Origin of the sequence: Pseudomonas costantinii, assembly GCF_001870435.1 — a bacterium.
Taxonomy (GTDB): Bacteria; Pseudomonadota; Gammaproteobacteria; order Pseudomonadales; family Pseudomonadaceae; genus Aquipseudomonas; species Aquipseudomonas costantinii.
Window position 1 is genome coordinate 199,030 of sequence record NZ_MDDR01000025.1, and the last position, 20,881, is coordinate 219,910.

Genomic DNA, 20,881 nt, shown 5'->3' on the forward strand with positions numbered 1-20,881 from the left:
TTCTGTGGACCAGCGGTGCTTTTGATGACAGGGAAGTTGCGGCGTGCATTCAACACCTTCCCTGTATCGAGGCTTTACCCCGATGAATGTTTTGCGAACCTCCTTAAGAGCACAAATCTTGTCGTTGCTCGGTGGCAGTCTGCTGGCGATGCTGTTGATCGCCCTGGCGTGTTTCAATTTCCTCTCTAACGGCGTGCAGAGTTATCGCAACTTGATCGAAGGGCCCTTGCTCACTTCACAGTTGATAGACGAAGCCAACCTGCAATTTAAGGTGCAGGTGCAGGAATGGAAAAACGTTTTGCTGCGTGGCAAGTCGCCTCAGGACATGGAGAAGTATTGGGGCCAGTTCCAGGATCGGCAACGTGATGTGCAAGGCATCCTCACGCGGTTGGTCACTCAGACGAATGATGACCCGAGCTTGAGCCGGCGCATTGATGCCCTGCGTCAGGAACATCAGCAACTTGGCGTCGCCTATCAGAAAGGGCGCGACACCTACTTGGCCGCTGGCGCCGATCCGGTTGCCGGCGACAACGCAGTTAAAGGTGTCGACCGTGCCACCAGCGAACAGATGAGCGCTCTGGTCAGCGATCTGCGCGCTCAGGGTCGCCAACAATCCCTTGCCATCAGTGCCTATGCCGAACGTACAGTGATGGTGGGTTTGGCGATTATGTTGCTGTCCGGTGCCGTGATCGGTGTGTTCAGTTTGTTGTTGATCAATCGCAACTTGATCCTGCCGATCCGTGGTTTGATCGACTACGTGACCCAACTGAGTCATGGCCGCTTTGCCGAGCGAGTCGCCAGTCGTCGTCAGGATGAACTGGGCCATTTGGCTGGCGCAGCAAATACTTTGCGCGACTTCCTCGCCGAAACCTTTAGCCGCTTGCAACACAGTGCTACCGATCTGGTCAGCGCCAGTGGCGAGTTGAATTCGATTGCGGGACAGATGGCGACCGGCACCCACGAGCAATTCAACCGCACCGACCAAGTGGCTACGGCGATGACCGAAATGTCCGCTACCGCCCAAGAAGTGGCACGTCACGCTGCCAGTGCCTCGCGCGCTGCTGATGAGGCAGACCAATCGGCTCGTGAAGGTGGCGAAGTGATGCAGGTTACCATCGCTACCATCGGCCAGATGCGCGATGAAATCCTCAACACCGGCACCATCATTCGCCGCCTGGAAGCCGACAGTGTGCGCATCGGTAAGGTATTGGAAGTGATTCGGGGGATCGCCGAGCAGACTAACCTGCTCGCACTCAACGCTGCCATTGAAGCCGCGCGGGCAGGCGAGGCTGGCCGTGGCTTTGCGGTGGTCGCCGATGAAGTACGCAGTCTGGCGCAACGCACGGCTGCGTCGATCATCGAGATCAACCAGATCATTCACGCGGTACAAACGGGCGCGGTAGAGGCGGCCAAGGCGATTATCAGCGGCCAGTCGTGCAGCGATGACAGCGTGGCAAAAGTCACCGAGGCCGGTGCCATGCTCAATCAGATCACCCTGGCTGTGGAAGCGATCCGCGATATGAATCGTCAAATTGCGACAGCAGCGGAAGAACAAACCTCGGTGGCCGAGGATATCTCTCGCAATATCACGCAGATCACCCAAGTGGCCACCGCTAACCTGAACAATGTGCAGCGCACCGAGGCGGCAAGTGTGAACCTGCGTGGGTTATCGGGTGAGCTGAATGATGTTACGGCGCGCCTTGGCGCGTGATCAGGCCATTGGCAGGCTGAAACTAAAGAGGGTGCCGTGCTGTTCGGTGCTCGAAACGCTCAGTTCACCGCCATGAGCATCAGCAATTTGTTTCACGATATACAACCCCAGGCCTAGACCCGCCTGGGGCGTATCGCTGATGGGGCGCGAGTAGGGTTGGAACAATCGAGGCAAGGCTTGTTCGCTTATCTGCCCCGAGTTTTTCACCGTCAGTGTGAAGAGGTCATGCTCAACGCGCGCCGTGACCTCAACCGGGCCATCCTGGCGACCATGATGGATGGCATTGGCCACCAGGTTGGAGAGCAATTGCGCCAGTCGATCGCGGTCGCCGTGCACGCCCCGCAAGTCGCCGATATCGGCGTGAATCAGGCGATGTGGATGCACGCTTTGCACTTCGGACACCACGTGCTGGAAAGCCTCTTGCAAATCCTGGCAGTCATTGAGGTGCAGCGGGATGCCGCTGCCCATCCGGCCCCGGGCGAAATCCAGTACATCTTCGACCAGTTGCGAAGCGCGCCGGCCACTGGCGAGAATATGGCGCACCAGCAAATCGGTCGCGGGGTCGGGGTGTTTGCGCAGCAACCGCTCGGCACCGAAGTTGATGGCGAACAGCGGGTTGCGCAGGTCATGCCCGAGCACGGCGATGAATTGCTCGCGCAGCTCTGCCGTTCCGCGCTCTTCTTGCAGGTCCGCTTCGGTTTTCTGCTGGCTTTCTTCCGCTTCAATTTGCAACGACAGCACCCGGGCAAACGATTCCATGGTCGACTGGATCGTACTGTTGCGCAGTTGCGCGGGGTTGGGGTCCAGCGCGCAAATGGTGCCAAAGAAGCGGCCATCGGTGCGGAACACCGGCACCGAAATGTAGCTCTCGAATTGGTAAATTCGCGGGGTGTGGTGGTCGTGGTAAAGCGGGTCTTCGCTGGCCTTGTCGATCACGACCGACACGTGGGAACCGCGAATTTCGTGGCAAATAGTGGTGGTCAGGTCCAGTTCGCCACCGACGCCGAGGCCGAACTCCAGTTGATCGAGTACGGCGCAGGCGGTCCAGGTGTTTTCAGTCACCCGGGCAACGGCGGCAAAGCGCAGGCCGGTCATGTCGCTGATGACTTTGAGCATCGCAGGTACTGCGCTGATGCGACCAATGGTCGCGATGTCGGCGGCTTTCTGCCCCATTAAATGGTCTCGGTTCGTAAGGCTATGGCTGATGGTTGGGAGTCTAGCGACCTTGCGGGACGTAGATATAGTTTGATGTGTGGCAAAGACGATTTTCTTACCCCCCGACTGACGAGCGTGCATAAAAAAACCGCGCCACTCTAAAAAGTGGCGCGGTTTTTTTGGCAGTTAGCTTAAGTGTCTTGCTTGTTTTCCAGTACTTCACCGGTCTTGGCATCGAGCTTTACGTCCCACTTTTTGCCGGTGGTGTCAGTCAGGTCTGCTTCGTAGACCAGGCGACCGGCTTTGTGATCCAGCTCGGTGTCGGTGATGGTCGCGCCTGGGTGTTTGGCCAGGGCGGCGGCGTTGAGTTTCTCGAAAGCCATTACCTCACCTGACTTGAGCAGGCTTGGGATTTGGTCCGGGCGTACATCGGCCTGGGCCAACCCGGCGGTCAGGGTCAGGGCGGTGGCGGCGAACAGGGCGGTCAGGGTTTTCATGGTGGTTGTCCTTCTTCGGTGAGCTGTTTAAGTGGGCTCAGGTTATCCGGCACAACTTAATTCACCCTTAATTAATTCAGGCGGTTGCGTCGTTTGTTCAATTCGCCTTGCGCGGGGGATTTCATGCTGGGGGCTCACGTAAAGGGAGACTCGGATGAAACGCTTAGTGAGCTGGATTTATGGGCCTGTATTTTTTGTGGGGTTTATCGGGTGGGGCGTTTGTCGGCCGCAGTGGTTGTTACTGGTGTTTGCGACGGCAGTGGCGGTGTCATTTTTAATGGAGCAGTGGTTGCCCTATGAGCCGCAGTGGAATCGCAGCTTGGGGGATCGTCGGCGGGACACGCTCCACGCGCTGGTCAACGAAAGCCTGAATGCTCTTGGCCTGTTGATTCTGCCGGGGCTGACGGCGCTGCTAGCGCTCGACGGGGTTTGGCCACGAGGCTGGGCGCTGTGGGCGCAATTGCTGCTGGCGATCGTGATCGCCGACGCGGGAATCACCTTGATGCATTACGCCAGCCACCGCATTGCCCCGCTCTGGCGTTTGCACGCGGTGCATCACAGTGTGCAGCGGCTGTATGGTTTCAACGGTTTGATGAAGCATCCTTTGCACCAGATGCTGGAGGCCACGGCTGGCCTGCTGCCGCTGTTGCTTATGGGCATACCCCTGGAGGTCGCGCAGCTGTTGGCGTTGGCCATTGCTATTGAGTTGTTGTTGCAGCATTCCAATGTCGATATGCGCCTGGGGCCATTGCGATGGGTGTTCGCCTGGGCACCGGTGCATCGGTTTCACCATATGAAGTACGGCCGGGCCGGTGATGTGAATTTCGGGTTGTTTTTCAACCTGTGGGATTGGCTGCTGGGCACGGCGTTTTATCGCGAGGACTACCGCATGGGGCCGGGTGATCTGGGAATTGGCAGTCGGCCAGACTTTCCAGTGGAGTACAGGGCGCAGTTGCGTGATCCCTTTGTGCCGGTGCAGGTGGGTAAGGAACCGCCGCTACCAGACGATCTACGTTAGAAACCGCACCTCCAACCGGCGTAGGGACGCGGTGGCGGTGACGCCAAACAACTGCTTCATCGTCCGTGAGAAATGCGCCGAGTCGGCAAAGCCCGCACCGTGGGCGGCCTCGGTCAGCGAGTTGCCGGCGAGGGCCAATTGCAAGGCCACGCGCAAACGCCGCCATAGTACGAGGCGACGTACGGGCAGGCCCAACTGGTGAGCGAACAGGCGTTCCAGCTGGCTCAGTGACAGGTGCGCCGCTTCGGCCACAGCCAGGGCTGAAACCTTGCCGGTGAGCTGCTGATCAAGGGCTGACAGGGCACGCTCCATGCGCGGGTCTTCGAGGGTTTGCCGGGGCAATTGGCGCAGGTGTGTGTCCAACGTGTCGAGGCAGGGTTGAGCGTTGATCAACAGCTGCTGTAAGGCGTGGGCCTCAAAGATGGCTGGCTCGGCATACAGCATCAACACCTCGCCCTCGGACTCGAGAATGGCGTGGGGGTGTCGTGAGGGGATAAACACGCGATGGGTCGTGACGACCCGACCATCAAGGCTGACCGTGACCGGCCCGGTGGGGCAGAACATCAGCTGATGGGCATAGTGCGCATGGGGCGCGGTGCGCCCCAGCTCGCCGAGGATCAGGCCGTAGTCACGCCCTAACCACAGGCGGCCTGACCATTCGGTCTTCACTCAGTAGCCATTGTCCTTCAGCAGATCCGACACACTCGAGGACGGCCAGCGCTTGTAGTACTTGAGCAGTTCGGCGGCGCGGTTGGTGAAGATGCCATCGACACCGGCCTTCATCACCTTGTCGAAATCCACCGGCTCATCGACGGTATAGACGTGCACCAGCAGGCCCTTATCGTGGGTCAGTTGGTTCATTTCAGGCTTCACCAGGTCGGTGTAGCTCTGGTCGCCATGGTTGGTCAGTTCAGCCGATGGGCCTGTGCCGATGGCGCCGAGGCTCTTGGCTTCGTCGACCCATTTTTCGAACTCGGCCGCATCTTTTGGTTCTTGCTTGGCGTAGTAGGCGGCTTTGGTCGCTTCGCCGGACTCGGCGAAGGTCTGCGTGGATTTCGGCTCGATGCTGCCTGCCCCGACCCACAACAGCAGGATTTTCGGGGTGTTGGGCATTTCTTTCTGCAGCTCTTTCAAGCTGTCTTTTTCGAACGTCTGCAGGACCACGCGGCCCTTGCCCTGGCCAACGCCGGTGTTGCTCTTGCCCAGTTTGGAGCCGGCGGAGCTCAACCAGCCCTTATCCAGCAGCTTGTTTTTCAGGTCGGCTTCGATACCCGGAAATTGCTTGGGCTCCTTGGTCTCGATGTACAGGCCGGGTTTGTGCTGAGGGTTGCCTTCGGCGATCTTGATGATTTCGTCCAGGCTCTGGATTTTCAGGCCGACGAACGCCGGGCGGGCACGATCCGGGTAGGCGGCGTTAAACCAGCTGCCGGCGTCCAGGGTGCGCAACTCGGCCCAGGTGAATTCGTTGGCCGGGCTGTCTTTGCGCTCGGGGAACTTGGTGGCGACGTCGGTGGTGCGTTGCAGGTTGTTGTCGTGCAGGGCGAACAGCACGCCGTCCTTGCTGCGCTGCAGGTCCATTTCCAGATAGTCGGCGCCGAGGTCGCGTGCGAGCTTGTAGGAAGCGGCGGTGGATTCGGGGGCGTCGTAGGAAGCGCCACGGTGAGCGATGACCGCCGGGTACGGAATGCCTTCGTTTGTCGCCAACTCAGCCGGGGTGATTGGGTCTGCAGCCTGCGCGGGGCCAAGGCCGAGCATCAGGGCAAGCAACAAGGCGCTCCCTAGAGTGGTGGGCACCGGGCCGTTGGTAAACGTGACAGGCATATGCGAAGTCCTTTCGTGGAGGTAACTTTGAGAAGTCGTCCTTTTTAACAATTGATTGCGAAAGGCGCTATCACCAAACCGACATTAACGTGCGCACAGTCCATTTTTCTGGGTTTTTTTGTGCTCCATTGCAGTACTCTTGGCCGAAGCTGCCCCGTTAGAGGGCAGTAATTTCTGCCACGCGTGTAAACCATCTTTCCAGTCCCTATGGGACTTTTCAGTGAGGTTTACCATGCGCATCACTTCAGAACTTATCTGCCAGGCTGCCGACAGACTCCACGGTTTTGTCGGACTGAACCGCAAGAGCGGCCAGTACATTGTGCGTTTCAGCGAAGATTCCTTCGGCATGGATGTGGCCGATGACGGCATTATTCCCACCGCTGAATTTGTCTGGCTGCCTGCCGCCGACCACGCCATGACGCTGTCGCGGGAGCGCCTTCAGTTGTTGCTGGACCAGAACATCGACGATCGCATCAACATCACCGAGCCGTTGCGGGTGTATATGCGGCGGGTGGAGATACCGCAGATCAGTGCGTTGCGTAGTTTGGTGAGCTAATCAATCTCGGGCAGTCATTAAGGTGAGCGGGTTTTTGTGGTGAGCGGGGCAAGCCCGCTCGCCACGACAAGCTCCTTCGCCACAAGTGTTATTAACCCCCAAATGCGTAAGCCCGCTCTACCTTGCACACGCGCGTGTGAAACGCCGAGTACCAGGTGGCGCGGCCTTGTTCGCGCACGTCTCGATGCTCGGCCTGCTGTTTCCAGGCCAGGATCGCCGCCTCGCTGTCCCAGTAGGACACGGTAATCCCCAAGCCATCTTCCCGTGCCGACTCCACCCCAAGAAACCCCGGTTGTTCGCGCGCAAGTTCCAGCATACGGGTCGCGGCTTGGCCGTAGCCTTGATCACCCTCGGTGCGCAGTGAACTGAAAATCACCGCGTAGTAAGGAGGAACGGGTGTGTTGGCGATCATCGAGACACCTCCTGGCAAGCCTTAAGCAGGGCAATCGCCAATGGCGGCGTAATGCCCTTGAGCGCGGCACGCTCCGGTTGGAACAGGGTGGCGACGAAAAACGGGTGGTCCAGTAGCTCCACGGCACGCAGGTCGCCCGCCGAGTCATGGCCGCAGGGAATCAGCTCGCCTTCAAGCAACGCATTGGCGAACTCGGGGTTGATGCCGTAACGGCAGCGATAGCCTTCATGGATATCCAGGGTGCCATAGGCTTCGGCGATGCGGGTGTAGGGCGCCAGGCGCACGGTGTCGGTCGCCTCCACCAGTGAGCAACTCAGCGGCGCGATCACCGCGCGTTTCGCATCCGGAGCCAGCTCGCCATGTTCGGCATCCGCCCAGCCCAGCACATTGCGCGCATATTCCAGCACCGCGTGCTGAAAACCACCGCAGGTGCCGAGGAAAGGGCGTCGCTGTTCGCGGGCAAAGCGGATCGCCCGCAGTGCGGCGTCTGTGTCGCGGTATGGGCTGGCGGGCACGCACCAGAAACCGTCGAAAGCATGCAACGGGGTGGTGGGTGTGAGCGAGTCCGTCTCGAGCCATTGGACTTGAACAGTCAGGCCCAGGGTTTCTGCCGCCTGTTGCAGGGCCACGGGAATGGCCTGGTGCGCGATAACGTCGGGGTTGTAGTCGCCGATCAGGGCGAGGTGCAGGGTGGTGCTTTTCATCGTGTACGTCCCATGGCTTGTTGTGTCCTGGTGCGCACTATAGATTGGCGCTCACGCAATCAATATTGGCGTTTACCCATATGCTCAATGCAGCTACGCACTATCAAATTGACTACTCCGACCTGTCGTTGATTCTCGCCCTGGTGCGCGGCGGCACGCTGGCGCGGGCGGCGGCGCTGTTGCGGGTGGACGTGTCGACCGTGTTCCGCGCAGTGCGGCGGCTGGAGGCGGCGCTGGGTCAGACGCTGTTTGAAAAAAGCCGCGCAGGCTACCTGCCAACCAATTTGGCCAGCAACCTGGCGCAGCAGGCCGAGCACGCGGAACAGGCCTTGGAGGCTGCGCGCATTGGTGTGGAGCAGGGCGGCGAAGTGATCAGCGGCACCGTGCGCCTGACCTGCACCGACTCGGTGCTGCAAGGCTTGCTGCTGCCGGCCCTGGCGCAGTTCATGCCTGAATACCCGGCGTTAACCCTGGAGTTGAGTACCTCTAATGATTTCGCCAACCTCAGCCGTCGCGACGCGGATATCGCCCTACGCCTGACAAAGACCCCACCGGAGCATCTGGTAGGGCGTTGCCTGGGCACAGTGGCCTATCAGGTGTGCGCCAGCACAGATTATGCGCGCCAGCATGACGGCCACGACTTTGCCGACCTGGCCTGGATTGCGCCGGATGACTTCCTGCCCGATCACCCCACGGTTGCCTGGCGTCGCGAGCACCTGCCCGGTGTACGCCCCAGTTATCGCTGTAACAGTATGTTATCGGTTACCGAACTGGTGCGGGCGGGGTTGGGTGTGGCGGCGTTGCCGGATTTTTTATTGGGCGATGGCCTGCAACCGCTGGGCCCCGCATTGGCAGGGCGTGACACGGCTTTATGGCTGCTGACGCGCCCGGATTGCCGGGCGCTGCGTTCGGTGGTGACATTGTTTGATGAGCTGGGGCGGCATGTGCGCTGGCCGCGCCGTTAGGCTTTACGCACAAACTGCTCATGCATTTCGCAAGTCAGGGTCTCGATTCGCTCGGTCAGTTGCTTGGTCATTTCCGTCAGCCGAGTGTTTTGCTCGAGCAATTCCATCAGTTGCTGGGTGGTCTGCTCGGCCTGGGCTTGGCGTTCGGTGTTGGCAATCGCCAGAGCTTCACGGTGTTGTGCATCAGCGTCTGACTGGGCTTTATCGCGGGCGGCCTGGCGTGTCTGGGCCAGCAGGATCAACGGTGCGGCGTAGGCCGATTGCAGGCTGAAGGCCAGGTTGAGCAGGATGAACGGGTACACGTCGAAGTGCGTGACGCCTGTGATGTTCAGTATCACCCACAACACTACGATCGCGGTTTGTGCGCCGAGGAAGGTCGGTGTGCCAAAGAAGCGGGCGAAGGCTTCAGCCTTGAGGGCAAAGGTGTCGTTGCCGAAAGTCGGCGCCAGGTGGGCGTGGCCTCGATGGAAGCGCAGATGGTCAACAGGGGCGGCTTCGGGTTTATCTGGGGTCATGAGGGGCTCGAGTCCTTAGCGTAAAAACAGTCAACACTATAGACCGAGCCCCCGGACAGACACATGAAAAACGGGTCAGTTGTTGCCCCGCTCATTGGCAAACGCGCTCACCGCCTGTACGGCCTCGCCGGTGCCTTCGCGAATCTGCAGGATCACCGTCCCGGCTTGATTGGCCAGTTCCACACCCTGTGCGGCACGGTCGCGGGTACCTTCCATGCTGTCGATGGCCTGACGGGTTTCCTCCTGGATCATGGCGATCATGCTGGAAATTTCCGCGGTGGAGCCGCTGGTGCGGGCCGCCAATTGCCGCACTTCATCGGCCACCACGGCAAACCCGCGCCCCTGCTCGCCGGCGCGGGCGGCTTCGATGGCGGCGTTAAGTGCCAGCAAATTGGTCTGGTCGGCAATCCCGCGAATGGTGTTGACGATGGCGGTGATTTGCTGCGATCGCTCGCCCAGCTTGGCGATCAGTTGAGACGAACCGTCAATGTCGGCGGCAATTTCGCGCATGCCGCTGGCGGTTTGCTGGATCACCTCGGCGCCTTTTTCAGCAATATCCCGGGTGTTCAAGGAGATGTGGTAGGCCTGTGCGGCGCTCTGCGCGTCAGCGGCATGCTGTTGTACCCTGGCGGTGACGTCGGAGGCGAACTTCACCACTTTGCACAGGCGCCCGCTGGCGTCGTACACCGGGTTGTAGTTGGCTTCGAGCCACACCGTTTGGCCGTTTTTATCGACGCGCTCAAACTGGCCGTTGAACAGTTCGCCCTGGTTCAAGCGTTTCCAGAACTCTACGTACGCCGAGCTGCTGGCTAGCTCCGGCTTGCAGAACAGACGGTGATGCTTGCCCTGAATCTGCGCCAGGCTGTAGCCCATGCGCTGCAGGAAATTTGCGTTGGCGGTAATGATGGTGCCGTCGAGGTTGAACTCGATCACCGCCATGGCACGGTCGATGGCACCCAGCTTGGCGTTTGCTTCGCTTTCGGCCTGCAGGCGTGGGGTGACATCCATGGCGTACTTCACCACTTTGATGACTTGGCCTGCGTCATCGCGCACCGGGTTGTAGCTGGCCTCCAACCACACCGACTGACCGTCGCCGGCTACTCGTTCAAAGGTGCCTGACTGGAATTGGCCATTGCGCAGTTGTGTCCACAGTTGGCTGTATTCAGCGCTGCGGGCGAACGCGGGCGTGCAGAACATGCGGTGGGGCTGGCCCACGATCTGTTCGGCGCGGTAGTTCATGGTCTTGAGAAAGTTGTCGTTGGCCCGCAGCACAGTGCCTTGCAGGTCGAACTCGATCACTGCCATGGAACGCTCGATCGCTTCCAGCAGGCAGGCTTGTTGAGCATTGGTGTATTGCAGGGTGTTGATAGTTTTCTTATGGGCGTTGAATAGCATGTTCGAGGGCTCGGGCAAGCACGCGTCAAAGGTATCCATGGATATGCGCCTGCCCCCGTAGGGCTCCCGGCCTTACGGTTGACGTGCTCATTGCCAGCTTCCTGGTGCTGACAGAGGGGGGGAACAAAAGGCTCAGAGTGATCAGCCTGCCAAGAAGTTCGCCGTTAGGGCAGGACCAATATTGGGCAGGCGACCGATGGCGGCATTATGCTATTGCGGCAGGACGGCAATAGAAGATTCAGACGAGGTGTTGCAGGGCCACTTAGGCGGAGTGCGCGACTATGTAGTCGCTGACATTAACCCGGTTGCGTCCGGTGTCCTTGGCTGCGTACAACGCGCGATCTGCGGCGTTGAGCCACATGGCTGCATCGCTGAAGACGGGCTGGAAGTCTGCCAGGCCGATGCTAAGGCTCACGCGCAGCTCGGGGATCTGCGGGTTGCGATAATTACTGAATGTTTCGCGCATGCGCTCCATGACCTGCGCCGCTTCTTCCAGGGACATTTGCGGAAGAATCACACAGAACTCATCGCCTCCGTAACGTCCGGCCAGGTCGTTTTCCCTCAGATGCTGACGCAATTCCTGGCTCAACTGGCGTAATACCGCATCACCGACGATATGGCCGTAGGTGTCGTTGATCTGCTTGAAGTGATCGATATCGATCAGGGCGACAGTGGCTTGGCTGTGTTGCTGCTGGCACTTGTGGAACTTGAGGTTCAGCAGGTCTTTCCATGAGCCGTGGTTGAGCAGGCCGGTAAGGCTGTCGATGCGACTCAGGGCGCTGAGGGCGCGTTTGTGTTCCGACAGCTTGATTGCCAACTGATAGCAGACCATCCCGATGGCCATCGGATAGAGCGTCAGCATCGGCAGGCAGGTGTAGACCTGTGTGAGGCTGACATTCGGATTGAACTTGATCCCGAACAGGCCCCATGCCACCCCAATACCGACCGTTTGTGCCAGCAACCCACGCAGGAACAGGCGCTTACCGCCGGCTGCAAAGTTGTTCATGGTCATCATCGACAGAATGGTTACGGCCGTCAGCGGCGTGAACTGAGTGGCAGCGGTCCAGAAACCGCCGCACAACGAGTCATAGAGCAGGTTGCGCTGTTCGGCCTGGTAGGGAAATTGCGAACGAGTTGAGAGCTGATACGCCACATGGGCCCAGACATAGCCATTGAATATCAGGAACGCCCAGACCCAGCCAGGCATCGCCAAAGGGTAAAGGGCACCGGCGACACTGAGACAACCGATACCCAGGCCGATGATCCTTGGCTTGTAGATGCGTCTGGCAAATGAAAGCCCTTTGCCTCGTCTGTTTTCCATAGTTTCCGGGTAGCTCTTTTTTGCAGATACGACGACATGCGTCAGCGGGGAGAACCGTTGATCGGATAATAGTTGTGAATATTGTCAGTTATTCGCGTGGGAATAATCAGTGTCCTTCCGGGCCATTTGCGCAGCACAACGTGCGAATACGCTAAAAACGACCCGGAATGTCGTTCATGCAACAGGTTTTTAGTGCAGGCGGGGAGCGCAGACTTCGTAGCCGGCCAGGAACAGGTCGATTGCCGACTCGACAACGTTGGCTTGGCTGGCGACGTCAAGGGTAGGTTGGCCCAGCGTAATTTGTGGCCAGAAAGCGAAAGCCTTGAGCAGGCTCTGTATTTGGTGGGCCGCGAAAGCCGGATCGCTGCAGGAGAGACGACCATCTTCCTGGGCCGCGCGTACCCACTGGGTAAAGCCTTCTTCACGTTTGCTCAGGCGGTTGACCATGTCCTGTGCGCGTTCCGGCGAATGGATGGTGGCGGCAATCGCGACACGGGCCAGGTCGAGGAAATTGGCATCCGACATCATCTGCATCTTCGCCGCCAGTAACTCGCGCAATTGATCGCGCAAGGGGCGATCGCTGGAGTAGCTCACGTCCAATTGCGCCACGCTGCTGGCCCACAATTGGTGAAGGATTTCTGCAAACAACTCTTCCTTGCTGGGGAAGTGGTTGTACACCGTGCGCTTGGAGACGCCGGCGGTGGCGGCGATTTTGTCCATGCTGGTGACCTCGAACCCGTTTGCCCGAAACTCGACGATGGCAGCTGCCACGATGGCTTCGCGTTTGCGGTCGGTGAGGCGTTGGGGGGCAGTCATGGATGGCGTTCGGCTCTAAAAGGAAAGTTACACTCGGTAGTTTACTTGCTCCGGGTTTTGTTGCAATCTAGAAACTACACTGTGCAGTGTAATTTAAGCGTGCAGTGTAATTTTTGAGCGGACCGTAGGAGTCACTCTGCAATGGCCACGATTTCAACCCGTCTCGACCCAGCGCCTGCGGCACCCAAGCCTGCCGAACAGGAGCAAGGGCACTTCAGCAATGATGCTCCGGTACAGCACGGTGGCTTTGGCAAGACGCTGCGCATTTTCTGGAACATGCTTTTCAACAAGCCACGCACTACGCGGCCAGTGGGGAAGATCCCGGTGCAGCCGCTGACCCGTGAGCAGCTTTTGGCCGCTCCGGATCACAGCGTGTTCCGTTTGGGGCACTCCACCGTATTGCTGAAAATGCGCGGCAAGTTCTGGATAACCGACCCGGTATTTGCCGAGCGTGCCTCACCGTTCAGTTGGGCTGGCCCTAAGCGTTTCCACCAGCCGCCCATCAGTCTCGATGACTTGCCGCCGATAGAGGCGGTGATTCTTTCCCACAACCATTACGACCATCTTGACCACAAGGCCGTCGTCCAACTGGCCGACAAAACCCGTTACTTTCTCGCGCCGCTGGGCGTTGGCGACACCCTGGTCAAATGGGGCGTGGACGCCAGCAAGGTACGGCAACTGGATTGGTGGGAGGGCACGGAGGTTGATGGCATTCGTTTTGTCGCCACACCGGCGCAACACTTTTCCGGACGCGGCCTGTTTGATGGCAACCAGACCTTGTGGTGTTCCTGGGTGATGATCGACGGCGCACGGCGGATCTTTTTCAGCGGTGACACTGGCTATTTCGACGGTTTCAAACGTATCGGCGAACAATACGGCCCGTTTGACCTGACGCTGATGGAAACAGGTGCTTACAACGTCGACTGGCCTCATGTGCACATGCAGCCGGAGCAAACCCTGCAAGCACACATCGACCTCAAGGGTCGCTGGCTGTTGCCGATTCACAACGGCACCTTCGACCTGGCGTTCCACGCCTGGCACGAACCGTTCGACCGCATCATGGCCCTGGCCTGGGAGCGTAACGTGTCGATCACCACGCCGGCGATGGGCCAGGCTTTCAGCTTGAACCAGCCTGAACGCGGGCATGCGTGGTGGTTGGAGGTGGACGCTCAACGTGTGGAAGAACATGTTGTGGGCTGAGAAAAGGGTTCCCTGAAAAAGGAGTTTTCAGGGTGTTTCAGCCCTGCGACAAACGTCAGATGAGAGTGCGATGATCCCGCGAATATTATTTTCGGGGGGCAGGTTCTGATGGAAGGCAATTGCAGGAAATATTGGCACTTGGGCATGCCTTGTCGCCCAGGGCAGTCGTTGTCATTGCCTGAGAATACGGTTGGCTTGGAGCCCGCCTCGACCCATTCTCAATCCGACGGCGCGGACCCAGGCAGTATTGTTTTCAGCGCCGAACACCATAAGGGCGCTGCACCCATTCCCGGATATAACGCCCTGGCCCCGTTGATCAAAACGGTGCGGGACCCTGCGTTATCACTGATCGCCTTGAGTGGTATTGACCCCACAGAGCCCGTGATGGTGGAGGTTCCCCTGGTGCTGAACAACACCACTTTCACAGAGACCCAATTGTTGTCGGGGTGGCGCATCGGGTTCGCTGGCCGGTATGTGCGCGGTGGGCATGTCGAATCGGTCTCACACAGTGAGGCCTTCTTCCGGGCCTTGGATATCTTGCGCCAAGCCGGTGCGCAGCTGGTTGCGGTGGATGCGCAACGGGCCGATGACACCCTTCACTTCAATACACAAATTCGCAATGAAATCGATGATCTTGTGACCGAGCATCGTCTCGATGCCTTGGTTTCCGACGGTCAAAGTGCTGCGTTCCATCGGGCGTGCAGAAGTGGGTACCCCTCTCTTTGCGAACCGCTGGCGGGTGGGACGAAACTCTGGATTTATGGCGCGCGGTGGTCGCGTGATTCGTTGCCCACATTGTTGCGCGCGTATCGACAGATTAGTGCCTGCGTACCAGGCGGCGCGGCGCGACAACTGGGCGTACTGAGTCATCCTGTGATGTGAGCGGTGATGGCCTTAATGTCTGGAAACTGTAAGCGCTGCAGTTGCAAGCCCGGCTTGTCCACGGTTTACACTCAATGTCATGGAGGAACGCCATGGCCCACAAAGTTCACATCCTGGGTGCCGCAGGTACCGGCACCACCACCTTGGGCAAGGCCTTGGCCGAACGCCTGAATGTCGCGTATTTCGACTCCGACTATTTTTACTGGCAGCAAACCCCAGACCCTTTCACCATCGCCCGGCCTCGTGATGAGCGCATCGGCCTGCTGCAAGAACAGAGTACTGACCTTGAAGGCTGGGTGCTGTCCGGCTCACTCTGCGGTTGGGGCGATGCAATGATCACGCAGTTCACCCACGTGGTGTTCCTGCGTTTGGCTCCTGAAGTTCGCCTGCACCGACTGCGTCTGCGGGAAGTGCAACGCTACGGCGACCAGATTCTGAAGGGCGGCAGTCGCCATGAAAACAGCGTCGCCTTCCTCGCCTGGGCTGCTCGTTACGAGGATGGTAATCACAGCCTACGTAGCTATCGCCGGCATGAAACCTGGTTAAGAGCGCTGACCTGCCCGGTGATTCGGTTGGACTCTACGCACCATTCGGTTGAGGCGTTGCTGAGTCAATTGATGCAGCTGTTGAGCCCATCAACCGCGAGATGATGCTTTGTGCCGCAGGTTCGGATGGCGTGGCGTCAAACCGGCGCACACTCATTCCCCACCCCGGCGCAAACCCCGGGAAAAATACCAGACCTTCGGCCTCCAGCCGAAACGCCAGGGTCAACCGGGTTTGATCATCCACATCCCCCTGGCTTTCAAACAGTTGAACGGCTTCCACCGCCACACCTGCCTGGCGGGCCAGGTCTTCTCGACCCCAGCCCAACATCGCACGAGCCTGAACGCTATGTTTTGCCGTGAATTGATGCAGGACGATCTGCTGTTCTACGAAAGAGCTCATTGCCAGAGAGGACATGGGGTTTCTCCAGGTTTCGACGAGGGAGGTCAAACTATACTGTGTTTTTGTACAGTTGTTTTGACCGTTCATCAACTGGATTTTTTCGATAGCGTTTTCGCCGCCTACGATTCCGCCCCCGGCGCCTCCCGGATAATCAGATGATCCAGGTTTTCGATATTCGCGCTGAATACCCCGAATGTCTGTTCGGGGTTTTTCTTGCTCGGCACCTGTTTCAACTCAGGCGTTACGCCGTAGAAGAAGCAATACAACGCCCGTTCGCTGTCCACCGCTGCCTTGATCTGCTCCAGGAAGGCCGTGCGCTTGCGGTAGTTCTCGATGAGTTTTTTATTCAGGTAGACGTTGACCGAGTAAGGCTTTTTATCGAGCCACACCTTCTTTTCGAAGTCGATGCGAAAGCTACTGGTGTAGTCCTTGATCTCTTTGATTTTGCCCCAGTAGATCAGGCCCTTGTTGTCCTGCAGGTACTCGATCTTCTTGAAAAACGTCCAGTAGGTTGCCGTGTGGTCGCCGATCTTCAACGGCATGCGCTTGAGCTTGTCCTTGCCATCGATATTCGACACGTAACATTCCACCGGATGTGCGAAGACGCTGGTTTTATCCGGGGTGGTGTCGCTTGCACTGTGAGACGGGGTGGCGCGATTTGAAGGTGCCTTCGTTGAACCCTGTGGGACGCCGCCCTCGGTGCCTGCAGGCGGTGTTTTGCGTTCGTACTGACGCCGTGTCAGTACAAATTCCGATGGGAAATTGTCCTCGCGCTCGTCGTCATTTTCGCTGGCCGCGCTCTTGAGCGTACTGGCATAGCGGCAGCCGTCGATATGCCGGGTGCCGTTCTTGTTCTTGAAGTGTGGTGTGCGCCGGTAGTTGACGTTTTTCGCGTTGAACGTGCTCAGCGTATTGCCCGCTTCAAACGCCGCGCGGCATTCATCGTTGGGGCAGAGAAAGCTGTCCTTGTCGGAATCGAAAGGGCTGGTTTCGTCGAAATTCAGGTCTCGTACGTCATAGATCGACAGCTTGTCATCGAGACTCAGGCTGTAGGCCGTGTCGAATTTCATGGGGCTCGGGTCCGTGAGAGGTTTCGCTATTAATAGCGGGATCTTACGTAAATATCAGCAAGAACCTGCAACCCGGCGGCCACTCAAGAAGCACAGTGTCCCGCCCACGGCGGTCAGGGCCCCGAGGGCATAGAACATGCTGGCCGGAGCCGCATTTATGAGTAGATAGCCGCAAATCACTGGGCTCATGGCGCCGCCAAAGGCTGCCAGGTTTTGCGCACCGTAATAGCTGCCGCGCAGGGCATCAGGGGCAATGGTGTCGATAAACAGGAACTCTGAGGGGTAGATAATCATCTCGCCCAAAGTGAACACGAACATCGCCAGGCACCATGTAAGCAGGCTGTCCGCCAAGCTGAAACCGATCAGCCCGATAATGAACAACAAGGTGCCCAGTACGATCCAGTAGCGCAGTTGTTCGCGCTTGAGAAAGCGGCCGATCTGGTACTGCATCAAAATCACGGTGATGGCGTTGCAGGCCAGCACCGCCGATAGAATCTTCAGCGCCTCGGCAGGCTTGTAGGCCACCAGCAGGAACTGCGACAGATAAAGCGTGTAGCGCCCGTGGACAATAGTGCTCAGCAGGCTGCCGCTGGTGAACAGGATCAGCGTGCGGTCGCCGCGCAAGGTACGCAGGGTGCTGAGAAAACTCAGCGGTTTGTTGCTGTTATCCCGTTGGGTCGGCGGGATGCCAATCATCAGGAACAGGCTGCCAAAGGCAATCGCGCTGGCGATCAGGAACGGCGCCAGCGGCATCTGGCCGGCGATCACAACACCGACCATCGGGCCGGTGGCGTAGCCGACGTTGGTCAGGGTGTAGCGCAGGGAAAATACTTTGGCACGATCACCTACCGGCAGGTTTTCGCTGATGATGGCTTTAGAGCCAATCAGGAATAACGCTGAAGCGGCTTCGGTGATGACCAGGGTCAAGGTCGTGAGGTAGAGGTTACTGGCAAAGGTCAGCAACAGAAAACCGATGGAACTGGAGAGCATGGCCAGGATCAGCAGCTTGCGCTTCTCCAGGCGGTCGATGATGTAGCCGCCGTAGAGTCCCAGCAGTGTGGCGATGAACACGGCGATGCCCATCAACAGGCCGATGTCCTGCTGGTTGAGGCCCAGGCGGGTGCTCAAGAGCAAGGCGAGCAGTGGGCTGGTCATCGCGCGGCTGACGACGATCGTCACCGAGCAAATCATCAGGCGGCGGATTACCAGGGAGTAGGTAGCCACGGTGGGGCGGATGTCCTTGTTTTTTGTTCGATCGTTCCTACGCGGAGCGTGGGAACGATCGGTTTGGAGTTATTGGCCTGCGTTGATGCTGATCTTTTCAACAGCACCCTGCTCCAGATCCCACTTCTTCAGGATCTTGCCGTACGTCCCATCATCAATCATCCCCTGCAACGCCTCACTGATCGCCGTGACCAGCTCAGTGTTGCTCTTCTCAATCCCCAGTCCGGTGAACTGCTTGGAAATCGCCAACCCCACCGGCTTGTACTTACCCTTATCCAACGACATCAAATAAGGAATCGTCTCGCTACCCTGCATTGCCGCATCCAGGCGGTTCTGCTGCAACTGCGCCCGCGCATCTGCCGAACCTTCAGTCCCGATTACCACGATCGCCGGCTTACCCGCCGCTTCGCAATTTTCCTTGCTCCACGCGGCAATTTCCGACGGCCAGGTCGTACGTCGGCTGGTGCCGACTTTTTTACCGCACAGGTCAGTCAATTCCTTGAGGTCTTCACGCTTGGCCAGGGTGTACAGCTGTGGGCCACTGGTGAAGTAGTCGATGAAGGTCACGGCCTTTTGTCGCTCTGCGGTGTCGGACATGCCCGACAGCACAATGTCTACGCGCTTGGTGGTCAGGCCGCTGAGCATCTGCTCGAAGCCGGTTTCCTGCCACTTGATCTTCACGCCCAAGCGCTCGGCCAGGGCGTTGCCCAGGTCGAAGTCCAGGCCGGTGAGTTTGTTGGTCGCAGTGTCCTTGAAATCCATCGGCGGATAGTTCGGCACGATGGCCGCGCTGATCTCACCCTTGTCCTTGATTGCCGCCGGCAATGCCGCGAAAACAGACGTGGAGGCCATCAGGCCTACGAGCAAACTTGGGATAAACATGTTTTTCATGGGGGCGTTCTCGTTTGTTTTTTAGTTAAGTGCGAACGGCAGAAATAAAGCTTTGGGTACGCGGGTTTTGTGGGCTTATTAGAATTTCTTCGGGGCTGCCGGCTTCCACAATCTGGCCGGCATCCATAAACACCATGCGGTTGGAGACTTCGCGGGCGAAGCCCAATTCATGGGTGACCACGATCATGGTCATGCCGGTGGTGGCCAAATCGCGCATCACCGACAGCACTTCGCCTACAAGCTCCGGGTCGAGGGCTGACGTGGGTTCGTCAAACAGCATCAACTTGGGGCGCATCGCCAGTGCGCGGGCAATCGCCACACGCTGCTGTTGCCCGCCAGACAATTCCACCGGATAGGCATTGCGCTTGTCCGCCAGGCCGACGCGGGCCAGTAACTCCAGCGCGTCCTCGGTGGCTTCCTTGGGCGAGCGCTTGAGCACCTGGCACGGGCCTTCGATGATGTTCTGCAGCACGGTCATGTGCGGGAACAAATTGAAACGCTGGAACACCATGCCCGTGGCCAAACGCTGACGGGCGATCTGCGATTCATTCATTTCATGCAGCTTGTTGCCAACGACCCGGTAACCCACCAGCTCACCGTCGACCCACAGGCCGCCCTTGTCGATTTTTTCCAGCTGGTTGACGCAACGCAGCAGCGTGCTTTTACCCGAGCCGGACGGGCCGATGATGCACATGACTTCGCCTTGCTCGACCTCAATATTGATGTCGCGCAGCGCGTGATACTGGTCGTAATACTTGTTCAAGTTGACGGCCTTGACGATGCTTCTCATGGGGCAAATCTCCTCAACCCAAACTTACGAACGCTTGCCGGCGCCGCGGGCAAAACGACGCTCGAGGCGGCTTTGGCCAAATGAAAGAACAGTCACCACCGCCAGGTACCAAATGCCGGCCACAATCAGCAGCTCCATGACCCGGGCGTTGGCGTAGTAGATGTTTTGCGCGTTGTGCAGCAGCTCCGAGTACTGGATGACGCTGGCCAGGCTGGTCATTTTCACCATGCTGATGAACTCGTTGCCTACGGGCGGAATGATCACCCGCATCGCTTGCGGCAGAATGATCCTACGCAGCGCTTGCAGGCTCGGCATGCCGATTGATTTGGCGGCTTCGTATTGGCCGGTGTCTACCGACAACAGGCCGGCGCGCACCACTTCGGCGGTGTAGGCGCCCTGGTTGATACTCAAGCCGAGCAGGGCAGCCACGAACGGCGTCATCAGGTCGACCGTGTCGATGCTGAACACGCCGGGAATCGCGATCACCGGGAAAATCAGCGCCAGGTTGAACCACAGCAGCAATTGCAGAATCAGCGGCGTGCCGCGAAACAGCCAGGTGTAAGTGATGGCCACATAACGCAGGATCGGGTTAGCCGACATGCGCATGATCGCCGTGATCACGCCAATCACCACGCCCAGCGCCATTGCCAGAATCGACATGACGATAGTGTTCACCAGGCCCCAGAGAATGGCCTCAGACGTGAGGAACTGCCCGATGTAGGACCATTCGATCTGGCCATTGGCGAAGGCGCGCAACAACGCGGCCAGGGCAATCACGATCAACGTGGCAAAAAACATCCGCCCGTAATACCGACGCGGCACGTGCTCGTACTGCGTGATATCGAACTGGTTCTCGGACTGCTTGCGCTCGGCTGCCAAGCGCTCTGCCGGGGTTTGGTTCATGGTGACTCTCCAAAATTATTCTTGATGCTTGATCGTTCCCACGCTCCCGCGTGGGAATGCATCCCGTGACGCTCCGCGTCACCCTTGCAC

Annotated in this window: 23 protein-coding genes; 7 read left to right on the top strand and 16 right to left on the bottom strand. The window is 58.6% G+C overall.

Features of this window, described 5'->3' with window-relative positions; translation table 11 throughout:
• Positions 1 to 82 precede the first annotated feature (82 nt).
• Positions 83 to 1,711, top strand: a complete 1,629-nt coding sequence (locus BFL40_RS13530; RefSeq protein ID WP_071484467.1) for a methyl-accepting chemotaxis protein — start codon at positions 83 to 85, stop codon at positions 1,709 to 1,711.
• Here BFL40_RS13530 and BFL40_RS13535 read toward each other — a convergent pair whose 3' ends face one another.
• Entirely contained in the window at positions 1,712 to 2,884 is a 1,173-nt protein-coding gene (locus BFL40_RS13535; RefSeq protein WP_071484468.1) for a GAF domain-containing sensor histidine kinase, read from the bottom strand. It lies immediately after the preceding gene.
• 173 nt (positions 2,885 to 3,057) lie between these two features.
• Positions 3,058 to 3,363, bottom strand: a complete 306-nt coding sequence (locus BFL40_RS13540; RefSeq protein WP_071484469.1) for a PepSY domain-containing protein — start codon at positions 3,361 to 3,363, stop codon at positions 3,058 to 3,060.
• Positions 3,364 to 3,517: 154 nt separating this feature from the next.
• On the opposite strand from BFL40_RS13540, the gene BFL40_RS13545 reads away from it, so the two are divergent.
• Positions 3,518 to 4,381, top strand: coding sequence for a sterol desaturase family protein (locus tag BFL40_RS13545; protein ID WP_071484470.1), 864 nt, complete (start codon positions 3,518 to 3,520; stop codon positions 4,379 to 4,381).
• On the opposite strand, the gene BFL40_RS13550 is transcribed toward BFL40_RS13545, so the two are convergent.
• Both BFL40_RS13550 and BFL40_RS13555 read right to left on the bottom strand, forming a co-directional pair.
• Complete coding sequence (locus BFL40_RS13550; protein ID WP_071484471.1) at positions 4,373 to 5,050, bottom strand: helix-turn-helix transcriptional regulator; 678 nt, start codon at positions 5,048 to 5,050, stop codon at positions 4,373 to 4,375. The genes BFL40_RS13545 and BFL40_RS13550 overlap by 9 nt on opposite strands.
• Complete coding sequence (locus BFL40_RS13555; RefSeq protein ID WP_071484472.1) at positions 5,051 to 6,202, bottom strand: glycerophosphodiester phosphodiesterase; 1,152 nt, start codon at positions 6,200 to 6,202, stop codon at positions 5,051 to 5,053. It lies immediately after the preceding gene.
• Between the two features lie 232 nt (positions 6,203 to 6,434).
• Here BFL40_RS13555 and BFL40_RS13560 point away from each other — a divergent pair, with 232 nt between their 5' ends.
• Positions 6,435 to 6,758: a DUF2025 family protein gene (locus BFL40_RS13560; RefSeq protein WP_071484473.1), complete on the top strand. Its 324-nt coding sequence runs from the start codon at positions 6,435 to 6,437 to the stop codon at positions 6,756 to 6,758.
• A gap of 91 nt (positions 6,759 to 6,849) precedes the next feature.
• Here BFL40_RS13560 and BFL40_RS13565 read toward each other — a convergent pair whose 3' ends face one another.
• Positions 6,850 to 7,170, bottom strand: coding sequence for an antibiotic biosynthesis monooxygenase family protein (locus BFL40_RS13565; protein ID WP_071484474.1), 321 nt, complete (start codon positions 7,168 to 7,170; stop codon positions 6,850 to 6,852).
• Positions 7,167 to 7,874: a CTP synthase C-terminal region-related (seleno)protein gene (locus tag BFL40_RS13570; RefSeq protein WP_071484475.1), complete on the bottom strand. Its 708-nt coding sequence runs from the start codon at positions 7,872 to 7,874 to the stop codon at positions 7,167 to 7,169. The genes BFL40_RS13565 and BFL40_RS13570 overlap by 4 nt, the downstream gene beginning before the upstream one ends.
• A gap of 80 nt (positions 7,875 to 7,954) precedes the next feature.
• Between BFL40_RS13570 and BFL40_RS13575 the strand changes: the two genes are divergently transcribed.
• On the top strand, positions 7,955 to 8,839 hold the full coding sequence (locus tag BFL40_RS13575) for a LysR family transcriptional regulator (protein ID WP_071484476.1): 885 nt from the start codon (positions 7,955 to 7,957) through the stop codon (positions 8,837 to 8,839).
• Here BFL40_RS13575 and BFL40_RS13580 read toward each other — a convergent pair.
• The 4 genes from BFL40_RS13580 to BFL40_RS13595 all read right to left on the bottom strand — a co-directional run bounded on the left by BFL40_RS13580 (position 8,836) and on the right by BFL40_RS13595 (position 12,886).
• A complete protein-coding gene (locus BFL40_RS13580) occupies positions 8,836 to 9,354 on the bottom strand; it encodes a DUF1003 domain-containing protein (protein WP_071484477.1) in 519 nt (172 codons plus the stop codon). The genes BFL40_RS13575 and BFL40_RS13580 overlap by 4 nt on opposite strands.
• Before the next feature lie 75 nt (positions 9,355 to 9,429).
• Positions 9,430 to 10,749 carry a methyl-accepting chemotaxis protein gene (locus BFL40_RS13585; protein ID WP_071484496.1) on the bottom strand — a complete coding sequence of 440 codons (1,320 nt, stop codon included), beginning with the start codon at positions 10,747 to 10,749 and terminating at the stop codon, positions 9,430 to 9,432.
• 262 nt (positions 10,750 to 11,011) lie between these two features.
• The gene (locus tag BFL40_RS13590; RefSeq protein ID WP_071484478.1) at positions 11,012 to 12,070 is read right to left on the bottom strand and encodes a diguanylate cyclase; all 1,059 of its coding nucleotides are present in this window, start codon (positions 12,068 to 12,070) and stop codon (positions 11,012 to 11,014) included.
• A 189-nt stretch (positions 12,071 to 12,259) separates the two neighbouring features.
• Positions 12,260 to 12,886 carry a TetR/AcrR family transcriptional regulator gene (locus BFL40_RS13595; RefSeq protein ID WP_071484479.1) on the bottom strand — a complete coding sequence of 209 codons (627 nt, stop codon included), beginning with the start codon at positions 12,884 to 12,886 and terminating at the stop codon, positions 12,260 to 12,262.
• Positions 12,887 to 13,027: 141 nt separating this feature from the next.
• On the opposite strand from BFL40_RS13595, the gene BFL40_RS13600 reads away from it, so the two are divergent.
• From BFL40_RS13600 to BFL40_RS13610, 3 genes are all read left to right on the top strand, one after another.
• Positions 13,028 to 14,086, top strand: a complete 1,059-nt coding sequence (locus tag BFL40_RS13600; protein ID WP_071484480.1) for an MBL fold metallo-hydrolase — start codon at positions 13,028 to 13,030, stop codon at positions 14,084 to 14,086.
• A 168-nt stretch (positions 14,087 to 14,254) separates the two neighbouring features.
• Positions 14,255 to 14,968 carry a hypothetical protein gene (locus BFL40_RS32945; RefSeq protein ID WP_235864688.1) on the top strand — a complete coding sequence of 238 codons (714 nt, stop codon included), beginning with the start codon at positions 14,255 to 14,257 and terminating at the stop codon, positions 14,966 to 14,968.
• Between the two features lie 92 nt (positions 14,969 to 15,060).
• Complete coding sequence (locus tag BFL40_RS13610) at positions 15,061 to 15,618, top strand: AAA family ATPase (RefSeq protein ID WP_071484482.1); 558 nt, start codon at positions 15,061 to 15,063, stop codon at positions 15,616 to 15,618.
• Here the strand turns inward: BFL40_RS13610 and BFL40_RS32950 are convergent.
• The 6 genes from BFL40_RS32950 to BFL40_RS13635 all read right to left on the bottom strand — a co-directional run bounded on the left by BFL40_RS32950 (position 15,548) and on the right by BFL40_RS13635 (position 20,791).
• Positions 15,548 to 15,928 carry a helix-turn-helix domain-containing protein gene (locus tag BFL40_RS32950; RefSeq protein WP_074851604.1) on the bottom strand — a complete coding sequence of 127 codons (381 nt, stop codon included), beginning with the start codon at positions 15,926 to 15,928 and terminating at the stop codon, positions 15,548 to 15,550. The genes BFL40_RS13610 and BFL40_RS32950 overlap by 71 nt on opposite strands.
• Before the next feature lie 104 nt (positions 15,929 to 16,032).
• On the bottom strand, positions 16,033 to 16,983 hold the full coding sequence (locus tag BFL40_RS13615) for a hypothetical protein (protein WP_071484483.1): 951 nt from the start codon (positions 16,981 to 16,983) through the stop codon (positions 16,033 to 16,035).
• Positions 16,984 to 17,037: 54 nt separating this feature from the next.
• Positions 17,038 to 18,207: an MFS transporter gene (locus BFL40_RS13620; protein ID WP_071484484.1), complete on the bottom strand. Its 1,170-nt coding sequence runs from the start codon at positions 18,205 to 18,207 to the stop codon at positions 17,038 to 17,040.
• Between the two features lie 69 nt (positions 18,208 to 18,276).
• The gene (locus BFL40_RS13625) at positions 18,277 to 19,098 is read right to left on the bottom strand and encodes an ABC transporter substrate-binding protein (protein ID WP_071484485.1); all 822 of its coding nucleotides are present in this window, start codon (positions 19,096 to 19,098) and stop codon (positions 18,277 to 18,279) included.
• A 25-nt stretch (positions 19,099 to 19,123) separates the two neighbouring features.
• Positions 19,124 to 19,888 carry an amino acid ABC transporter ATP-binding protein gene (locus BFL40_RS13630; RefSeq protein ID WP_016974699.1) on the bottom strand — a complete coding sequence of 255 codons (765 nt, stop codon included), beginning with the start codon at positions 19,886 to 19,888 and terminating at the stop codon, positions 19,124 to 19,126.
• A 24-nt stretch (positions 19,889 to 19,912) separates the two neighbouring features.
• Positions 19,913 to 20,791: an amino acid ABC transporter permease gene (locus BFL40_RS13635; protein ID WP_071484486.1), complete on the bottom strand. Its 879-nt coding sequence runs from the start codon at positions 20,789 to 20,791 to the stop codon at positions 19,913 to 19,915.
• Positions 20,792 to 20,881: the final 90 nt, after the last annotated feature.